Annotated in this window: 5 protein-coding genes; 1 reads left to right on the forward strand and 4 read right to left on the reverse strand. The window is 72.7% G+C overall.

The window, feature by feature from the left end:
* From N790_RS04265 to bioB, 4 genes are all read right to left on the reverse strand, one after another.
* Positions 1-419, reverse strand: a 419-nt coding sequence (locus N790_RS04265; RefSeq protein ID WP_043801196.1) for a methyltransferase domain-containing protein, incomplete at its 3' end; no start/stop codon positions are given.
* Positions 416-1,186 (reverse strand): pimeloyl-ACP methyl ester esterase BioH, encoded by a 771-nt coding sequence (gene bioH / locus N790_RS04270; protein WP_156969923.1) that lies wholly within the window; start codon positions 1,184-1,186, stop codon positions 416-418. The genes N790_RS04265 and bioH, both read right to left, overlap by 4 nt.
* 2 nt (positions 1,187-1,188) lie before the next feature.
* Positions 1,189-2,382 (reverse strand): 8-amino-7-oxononanoate synthase, encoded by a 1,194-nt coding sequence (gene bioF, locus N790_RS04275; RefSeq protein ID WP_043801202.1) that lies wholly within the window; start codon positions 2,380-2,382, stop codon positions 1,189-1,191.
* Between the two features lies 1 nt (position 2,383).
* A complete protein-coding gene (gene bioB / locus N790_RS04280) occupies positions 2,384-3,400 on the reverse strand; it encodes a biotin synthase BioB (RefSeq protein ID WP_043801207.1) in 1,017 nt (338 codons plus the stop codon).
* Between the two features lie 162 nt (positions 3,401-3,562).
* Here bioB and N790_RS04285 point away from each other — a divergent pair.
* Positions 3,563-3,812 (forward strand): double zinc ribbon domain-containing protein (locus tag N790_RS04285; RefSeq protein WP_245593739.1); only part of this gene is annotated, 250 nt, incomplete at its 3' end.

Genomic DNA, 3,812 nt, shown 5'->3' on the forward strand with positions numbered 1-3,812 from the left:
CGCAGCACGCGGCGGAATTCCACCAGCGCCGCGGGCAGGTCGTCCAGCCACTGCAGGCACAGGCTGGAAAAGATCAGGTCCACGCTCTGGTCGGCGAACGGCAGGCTCGACACGTCGGCGCAGACGCGTTTCACCGGCCGCCAGAAGCGCGTGTGTTTCGGCACCTGGCGCAGCATGGGCAGCGCCGCGTCCACGGCAATCACTTCAGCTTTGGGCCAGCGCTTTTTCATCGCACCGGAAGCGCGACCCGGGCCGCTGCCCAGGTCCAGGATGCGCGCAGGCTGGCGCTCGTCCAGGTAGTCGAGCTGTTCGAGCAGGCGCGCTTCCACCTCGCGCTGCAGCGCGGCCACGGCGGCGTAGTTGGGCGCGGCGCGGCCGAAGGCGCGGCGCAGCTGGCGGCGGTCGAAAAGGGAACTCATGGCGGGCAGTCGGTGGCGAAGGCGCGCAGCGCATCGGCCACTTCACCGGCGTGGGTAAGGAAAGGTGCGTGGCCGCCGCTTTCCACCTGGTGGAAGCGCGAACGCGGCGCAGCGTCGGCGGCGGCGCGCATGGCGGCCGGCGACACCAGCCGGTCGCGGCGGCCGGCCAGCCACAGGCTGGGCATGGCCAGCGCGGGCAGCGCGGGGCGCAGGTCACTGCCTTCCAGCAGGCCCAGGCCGTCGCAGAGCACGTCGGCGGCGGGCTCGCCGTGCGCGAACACTTCGGTGCGCAGCAGGCGCAGTTCTTCGCGCACGTGGTCGGAGCCCTGGGCTTCCAGCATCAGGAAGCGGTCGAGCGTGCCGCGGTAGTCGCGGCCCAGTTCGCTGGCGAAGGTGCGGAACACGGCGGCGTCCATGCCGGCAGCCCAGTCGTCGGCGCGCACGAAGCGCGGGCTCGCGGCCAGCATCACCAGGCCGCGCACGCGCGGCGCGTGGGCAGCCGCGGCCTGCAGCGCCACCAGCCCGCCCAGCGACCAGCCCAGCCACAGCGCGCGTTCCGGCACGCGCGCGGCCACGGCCTCGGCGGCGGAATCCAGGCGCAGCGGCAAGCCGGCGTCGCGGCTGCGGCCGTGGCCCGGCAGGTCGAGCAGGTGCAGTTCGAAATGCGGCGCCAGCCGCTCCACCAGCGGGCCGAAGATGCCGGCGTGCATGGCCCAGCCGTGCAGCAGCACCAGGGCCGGGCCCTGGCCGCGGACCTCGTGGAACAGGTTCATGCCGGTAGCGGGGCGGGCGCGGCCTTCACCGCTTCGGCCAGCGCGGCGAGCAGGCCGTCCACGTCGGCTTCGCCGTGGTCCACGGAAAGCGTAACGCGCAGGCGCGCCTGGCCTTCCGGCACGGTGGGCGGGCGGATGGCGGACACCAGGTAGCCCTGGGCTTCCAGCGAACGCGAGGCAGCCAGCGCGCGGGCGTTGTCGCCCAGCACCACCGGCTGGATGGGCGTGAACGATTCCTGCAGCGGCAGGCCCAGCGCAGCGGCGCCGCGGCGGAAACGAGCCACCAGCGAGGCCAGCTTGGCGCGGCGCCAGCTCTCGGTGCGGATCAGCTTCAGGCTCGCGCGCATGGCCGCGGCCATCGCCGGCGCCGGCGCGGTGGAAAAAAGATACGGGCGCGCGGTTTCGGCCACGTGGCCCACCAGCGCCTCGCTGCCCAGCAACACCGCACCCTGGCCGCCGAAGGCCTTGCCCAGCGGCACCAGCAGCAGCGGCACTTCGCGCGCGCCCAGGCCGGCCACGGCCAGGCTACCGCGGCCCTCGGGGCCGAGCACGCCGATGCCGTGGGCGTCGTCCACGTACAGCAGCGCGTCCTGCGCGCGCGCCACCAGGGCCAGGTCGGCCAGCGGGGCGCGGTCGCCGTCCATGCTGAAGACGCCGTCGGTGGCCAGCATGGCGGCGCCGTCGCGGCGCGACATCAGCTGGCGCAGCGCGGCTTCCACATCCAGGTGCGGGTAACGCTTGAGCTCGCAGCCGGCCAGGCGCGCGCCGTCGATCAGGCAGGCGTGGTTGAGCTTGTCCTGCACACACACGTCGCCCTCGGTGAGCAGCGACTGCATCACGGCCAGGTTGGCCTGGTAGCCGCTGGAGAACATCAGGCCGCGTTCGTAGCCCAGCCACTGCGCCATCTCGCGCTCGAAGGCGGCATGTTCGGCGTGGTGGCCGGTGACCAGGGCCGACCCGGTGCTGCCCACGCCGTGCCAGGCCGAGGCTTCCTGGAAGGCGCTCACCACGTCCAGGTGCTGGCCCAGGCCCAGGTAATCGTTGCCGCAGAAGCTGGTGAGCGTGCGGCCGTCCACGACCACCCGGCAGCCTTCGCGTGCGCTTATTTCCCGGCGCGGGCGCAGCGCGGCGTTGGCCGTGCGCTCGGCGCGGGCGATGGCGACGCGGTCGGCCAGCCGGATGCGCGGCATGTCAGGCGGCGCAGCCGGTGGCGGCGGGTTCGACGATGTCGGCGTGCACGGTCTTCGATTCGTGCACCACCGGCATCGGCTCCAGGCCGAGCCGGGCGAACAGGGCCTGGTCGGCCTCGACGTCGGGGTTGCCGGTGGTCAGCAGCTTCTCGCCGTAGAAGATGGAATTCGCGCCCGCCAGGAAACACATCGCCTGCAGCTCCTCGCTCATCTCGGCGCGGCCCGCCGACAGCCGCACCATCGAGGCCGGCATCATGATGCGGGCGGCGGCAATCGTGCGCACGAATTCGAACGGATCGAGCAGCGCGGTACCGGCCAGCGGCGTGCCTTCCACCTGCACCAGGCGGTTGATGGGCACCGAATCCGGGTGCGCCGGCAGGTTGGCCAGGGCCTGCAGCAGGCCGGCGCGCTGGGCGCGGCTTTCGCCCATGCCCACGATGCCGCCGCAGCAGGTCTTCAGGCCGGCGTCGCGCACGTGTTCCAGCGTGTCCAGGCGGTCCTGGTATTCGCGGGTCTTGATCACGTCGCCGTAGAACTCGGGCGCCGTGTCGAGGTTGTGGTTGTAGTAGTCCAGGCCCGCGCTGCGCAGCTTCTGCGCCTGGTCGCCGCTGAGCATGCCCAGCGTGGCGCAGGTTTCCAGGCCCAGGGCCTTCACCTCGCGGATCATCTCGGCCACCTTCGGGATGTCGCGGTCCTTGGGGCTGCGCCAGGCCGCGCCCATGCAGAAGCGCGAGGCGCCGGCGGCCTTGGCGGCGCGGGCGCGCTCGAGCACGGCCTGGGTTTCCATCAACTTCGTGGCTTCCACGCCGGTGTGGTAGCGCGCGGCCTGCGGGCAGTAGCCGCAGTCTTCCGGGCAGCCGCCGGTCTTCACCGACAGCAGGGTCGACACCTGCACCTGGTTCGGCTGGAAGTGTTCGCGGTGCACGGTGGCGGCGCGGAACACCAGTTCGGGGAAGGGCAGGTCGAACAGGGCGAGGACTTGCTCGCGCGTCCAGTCGTGGCGGATGACAGCAGGCATGGGCAATCCCTGACGGCGCGGGTGAAAAGAGAGCGGCAGTCTGGTGAGCATGCCCAACCCTGTCAACCAAAGGGCCCACCCCCGGGTTGACGGCGCGACCCCGGTCGGGGGGTGCCCGGGAGCCCGAGCCTACGCCCGCGGGGCGGGGCCATTCCGTGAACCATGGCACGCATTCCCATGAACCCGCCCTGCGATTTTTTCGCCGCCCTGGGCCGTGTGTTACTGCCGCTGTGCTGCCTGGTGTGCCGCTCGCCCGGCGACGGCGACGACCTGTGCACGGCCTGCCGGGCCGAACTGCCCTGGAACCGGGCCGCCTGCGCCCGCTGCGGCCTGCCCCTGCCCCGCCCGGCGCCGCGCTGCGGGCGCTGCGTGGGCCTGGCCCTGCCCTTCGCCACCACCCGGGCGGTCTTTC

Origin of the sequence: Arenimonas malthae CC-JY-1, assembly GCF_000747075.1 — a bacterium.
Classification (GTDB): domain Bacteria; phylum Pseudomonadota; class Gammaproteobacteria; order Xanthomonadales; family Xanthomonadaceae; genus Arenimonas; species Arenimonas malthae.

Coding starts and splice junctions, on each gene's coding strand:
- bioF (WP_043801202.1), bottom strand. CDS start 2,382: ATGCCGCGCATCCGGCTGGCCGACCGCGTCGCCATCGCCCGCGCCGAG.
- bioB (WP_043801207.1), bottom strand. CDS start 3,400: ATGCCTGCTGTCATCCGCCACGACTGGACGCGCGAGCAAGTCCTCGCC.